The sequence below is a fragment of the Mesorhizobium sp. M1307 genome (assembly GCF_040318155.1).
GTDB lineage: Bacteria > Pseudomonadota > Alphaproteobacteria > Rhizobiales > Rhizobiaceae > Mesorhizobium.
Genome location: NZ_JAMYLR010000092.1, coordinates 1 through 4,706, shown reverse-complemented (window position 1 = coordinate 4,706; position 4,706 = coordinate 1). Strand labels below are relative to the sequence as shown.

General features: G+C 60.3%; 4 protein-coding genes and 2 pseudogenes. 2 read left to right on the top strand and 4 right to left on the bottom strand.

Going from position 1 to position 4,706, the window contains the following annotated elements; genetic code table 11:
• Positions 1-879: 879 nt before the first annotated feature.
• The 3 genes from NKH16_RS34645 to NKH16_RS34635 form a co-directional block, all read right to left on the bottom strand.
• Entirely contained in the window at positions 880-2,004 is a 1,125-nt protein-coding gene (locus NKH16_RS34645) for a mandelate racemase/muconate lactonizing enzyme family protein (protein WP_352903926.1), read from the bottom strand.
• The gene (locus NKH16_RS34640) at positions 1,985-2,509 is read right to left on the bottom strand and encodes a zinc-binding dehydrogenase (protein ID WP_352903924.1); all 525 of its coding nucleotides are present in this window, start codon (positions 2,507-2,509) and stop codon (positions 1,985-1,987) included. The genes NKH16_RS34645 and NKH16_RS34640 overlap by 20 nt, the downstream gene beginning before the upstream one ends.
• Before the next feature lie 417 nt (positions 2,510-2,926).
• On the bottom strand, positions 2,927-3,079 hold the full coding sequence (locus NKH16_RS34635) for a hypothetical protein (protein ID WP_352903923.1): 153 nt from the start codon (positions 3,077-3,079) through the stop codon (positions 2,927-2,929).
• Positions 3,080-3,489: 410 nt separating this feature from the next.
• On the opposite strand from NKH16_RS34635, the pseudogene NKH16_RS34630 reads away from it, so the two are divergent.
• Positions 3,490-3,714 (top strand): annotated as a pseudogene (locus NKH16_RS34630) (IS701 family transposase); the annotation flags it as partial.
• A gap of 8 nt (positions 3,715-3,722) precedes the next feature.
• A pseudogene (locus NKH16_RS34625) lies at positions 3,723-3,998 on the top strand (IS21 family transposase); the annotation flags it as partial.
• A 187-nt stretch (positions 3,999-4,185) separates the two neighbouring features.
• On the opposite strand, the gene NKH16_RS34620 reads toward NKH16_RS34625, so the two are convergent.
• Positions 4,186-4,455 (bottom strand): tyrosine-type recombinase/integrase, encoded by a 270-nt coding sequence (locus tag NKH16_RS34620; RefSeq protein ID WP_352903921.1) that lies wholly within the window; start codon positions 4,453-4,455, stop codon positions 4,186-4,188.
• Positions 4,456-4,706: the final 251 nt, after the last annotated feature.

The window sequence follows — 4,706 nt, the reverse complement described above, 5'->3', positions numbered from 1 at the left end:
CGGGCGCCCCCCCCCCGCTCGGGCGCGGCCTTACTCAACCGCCCCCCCCCCCCCCCCCGCGCCCCACCCCCCCCCCGCCCCCCCCCCCGCCCGCCCCCCCCCCTCCCCCCCCCCCCCCCCCCCCCCCCCCGACACCAACGAAACTGCAAAGCAATGAGGGGGTCAGTTCTTCGTTTCGCCCCAGGGGTCAAATCCTCACTTCGCTTGACACGGCCGCTGGCGGATCATCGAAGCCGATCTGTGGGATCGCGGTTACCTGAACCTCGGTGGACCCGCAACCATCGCCATCGGACCCGACAACAACGGCAAGATCGCCTTTGGCGCCCTGCAAGCCGGTCTCGATCTGAGCTACAGCCCCTCGATAGTTCACTTCACATGGGCCGGGTGTGACGAGATGGATGAAGTCACAGGCGACGCTATGCCGAATTGCTCGACGACGGCTCGATCGAGATCACATTCGCCTGGGACATCGCAACTCCGCACTTTACACTCTCAAATACGTGGGCGAGATGCTCGAAGGGGACGAAAGCTTTTTGCGCGATTGCTCGATCGAGATGTTCTCGGAAGACGGTTGCCTGAGCGCCTATACGGCTATCCAGCAACCGAATTAGCGAAACTATCGTCGTCTCCAGCGAAGACGGCATCGACAACCTTCGGCAAATCGTCGACGCGCGCAGGGCTAAGGGTGACGCTCCACCCAAACCTGCCGCAGGTGGCCTTAGCCGTATGGATACCAAGAGCGTGGAGCCGCTGGCGGCGGTGACGACGCCGTCGCGAATGTCGGCCAAGCGTCAGTCGTTGTTGCATTTTTGTCGGCCAAGCGGGTGGTCGGTCGAGGCTTTGGTGGGCGGAGTCCGCGATTGGGTGCTCCCGCGGATGCTAGTCGCCCCAAATCGTGAGAGGTTCGCCGAGAGCGGCGCGGTCGACTTCGATTCCAAGTCCCGGCAGGTCCGGCGGAATAACTCCCCCTTCGCCAAATCGCGCGTTGAACGTGGCTGTTTTTAACGTAACCATATCATCAGTATTGGCCACGCACCGCAGTAGACGCGTCGGTACGGTTGCGCCGAGATGAACGATTGCGGCGAACGCGATGGCAGAACCAGCGGTGTCCTGGACACTCATAGTGAGGCCTGCAGCACGGCAAACATCGCGATGCCGCCGGCCATGTGTGAGACCACCGGACTTCGCGATCTTGAGGCCGATGCCGTCAGCCAAATCGTTGGCCACAATGAATGCAATGTCTTCATCGAGCTGGGCGAGCTCATCGATTACGATGGGATAGGCGCAGCGCTTACGCAGCGACATAGTTTCTCGGATTGTCGCGCAGGGAGCCTCCAGGACAAAGTCCAGCCCCTGTGGAAGCAGCCGTAACATCCTCAGCGCAGTTTCGGGAACGAGACCACCGTTCGCATCAACGATAAAGAATTCGCCCGGTTTCCTATCTGCCAAGCAGGCTGCGATACGTTCGGCATCGAGCGCCGGTCCTCCCTCGCTGTCAAATGCCCCGATCTTGACCGAATGTCCCAGATATCCCTTCGCGCGGTGGTCCGCCGTGCGGCGGCGCATCTCTTCGGGATCGCCGGCATAGATCGACGAAATCATCGGAAGGGGCTTTCCGGAGCCACCTCCAAGAAGTTCTGCAACCGGTAGACCGACCGATTTACCAAAGATGTCCCAACACGCGACGTCGAGTGCCGATTTGGCGTGATTGTGGCCGACTAGCGCGAAATCCATCGTGTCGTTGATGCGCTCAACTTGGCGAGGATCGCGGCCCAGCAAGGCAGGCGCGATTTCGGTGATTCCCGCCCTGGTGCCGAGCGCATGAGACGCGATATAGGTGCTACCCCACGGCGTGCTTTCGCCCCATCCCTCTGTCCCGTCGTCGGCGACCATACGTACGATCGAGGCGTCAAACGAAGTGTATTCGCGGCCTCCCGACAGCAGATACACGCCGCCGTCGTAGGGGAGATCGATCTTATAGAGCTCAATTCGAGCGATTTTCATGGCTGGCCTGCCTGTCATTGATTAAAAAGGGGTTTGGCTTGTCGCCTTCGCGGAGACACAAGCACGACTTCGACAAGAAGTCTTGCTGCGCGAGGACAATATCACTGAGAGGATATACGCGCGCGATCACAGGCCGGAATTGTCCGCTCTCGATGTAGCGAATAAGGTTCTCAAACACGTGATCTTCCCAGAAGGTGCAACCAAAAAGGTCAGATCTTTTAGGTATAAAGTTCGGATGGCGATTTCGACGATTGGTCGAAATCGCGCCCGCCACAGCACAGCGGCCGGCACGCCCTAACAACTCCAGGAGTTCTCGATACTGCGGGGAGCCCCCACCTAGATCAATAACGACGTCCACGGTTTCCGAACCAAGAGGGGCCACAAGATCGCCGCTTCCATCGATGGTTTGGTCAGCGCCTTGTGTCTTGACTTCAGCTGTATTATTCGGAGCGCAGACTCCGATGACCGTCGCGCCCCGGCGCTTGGAGAATTGCACAGCGGTCAAGCCTACACCTCCCGACGCCCCGGTGACGAGCACACCCTCCCTCCCCACGGCAGCTCTGTCGAGCATGTTTTCTGCCGTCGCATAAGCAGAAGGGACTGCAGCAAGTTCCTCATCGCTCCAGTCACAATTGACGGCATAGGTTCACCGGCCGGGGATACCACGAACTGCCCAAATCCGCCATTGCACTCGCTTCCCAGTACCAGCCCTCGAAGGGACGATAGTCCGCGTAGCTGCGCAGTATGGTGCGTACGAGAACACGCTCGCCTATCCTCGGCTCCAACTGCGACCACACGCATCCCCGCCTTGTATGAGGGGAAACTTGAGCGATGTACCGGACCAGCTTGCATCGTCTTCGTCGATTGATGCATTTCCTCCTGCTGCTCCATTGCTTATCTCGGCTTCAACCCTCATCGAATATCACCCGATGCGCGTGTAGATGTCAGTGTTGTTAACGCTGGCAGCGCCGACCTCAATGAGCAATTCACCAACTTTCGGTTGCGGCACAGGAAAGTCATTTCGAACTACAAGTTTTTCAACACCTCCATGACCTGTCAGGACGGCTGCAGTCATCTTGCTCGGAATCATCGAAGTTCTTTGTTCTCGGGTGTCAAGGACACACATTTGCGATCGCCTAGATTGTATGGGAATTTAGCCCCACGGCGAGAACGAAATAAATTCACTGGGCCGGTGACTTTTTCGCAACAAGAGACGCCCGGTAGGAGAATGCCATGCCTCCCATCCAACGCCGACGCTCGGCGACCAGGCACCGTGTCACCGTGTCACCGTGTCACCGATGTTGTCTATGAAGCCGCTGATGCTTGCCAGATGCCTTTCTCAGCACCGAGTAGGGTTGGCACGGATGGCGAGGCGTTGCCGGCCTAAACCAAGAGAGCATGCTCGTCCTTCGAGACATCCAGCTTTAGTACTACAGTTGCGGATCACTTGATTTCTGATCCCTTGCGACAGGTTATGAGGGAACCATGTCTGTCGCTTCGTGGTCAGGGTCGTTGTTGGCTTGCGAGCAGGAGCTCACAGCGCTGAAGGCGCGGGTTGGGCGGGTGCTACCTCGTCGTGAGTTGCGGGAGACGGGCGCAGATTTCCTTGGCGGCCTTCTTTCCGGCATTGAGCGCAAGACAGGCTGGCTGATGGCTGAGCAGTCCGGAGCGGAGCGGCCCTATCGGATGCAGTCGCTGTTGGGGCGCAGCCACTGAGACGTGTGTCCGGGCTGTCATGCTGGCCGCTGCCGCCCGGCCATGACGACGCGACGCTTGAGCGGCTGCTGTTTGGCCGTGCCGGTCGTCCGCCGCAAGACCTGAGCGAACCGGACTTTGCGCTAATCGCCAGGGAGTTGAAGCGCAAGGGGGTGACGCTGACGCTGTTGTGGCAGGAGTATCGCGCCGCCGACCCCGACGGCTACGGCTACACCTGGTTCTGCGAGCACTTCGCCGCTTTCGAACGCCGGACGAGCGCGACATTCCGCAATCGACATGACCGGCACCGAAAATGGCGAAACTCAATCATCCATGAACGCAACAAGGCACCCGAGGACCCTCGCCGCCAAACTGTCCCGAGATTAGCGAAACCACTGTCCGGGAATTGGCGGAACCCCTGTCCGGCTTTTGCGAAATGCGCAGCTAAGACGGGTCACGGCGAACCGGGGCCTAAGATCTGCCGTCTCAAAGGCTTGGCGTCATCAAGGCCAGCGAGCTTGCGGCCTTAGCGAATGCGCTTTGCAGACCGCTCGTCGACAGACGGTTGCCTCGGGAGCTGAGGAAGAAGGCTTGGTCGCTTGGGCGTGGGAAAGCCGCATCGCGCTCACGCACGTAGTGACGAAGGGCTGTTTGGGTCGTCGTGTGAACTGGAACGAGACGGTCCTTGCGGAACTTCGTCTTCCGAGCCAGGAGAATCCCGTTGGACAGATCGACGTCGGGACGATCAAGTCGCATGCGTCTATGAGCGACGCCAACTCTGTCTCGCTGAGGATACGCGGAGGCGGAATCGCTCTGGATCTGGGGAAAGCTCTGCGCTCCAAGGCCTCGGTTTGGGTGTCATAGACGGCGAGATACTCGTAGAATCGGCGGAGCACGCCGTGACGAGTTGCGGGGGGGGGGGGGGGGGGGGCCCCCCCCCCCCCCCCCCCCACCCCCCCCCCCGCGGGGGGGGGGGGGGGGGGGGGGGGGGGGGGGGCCCCGAACAA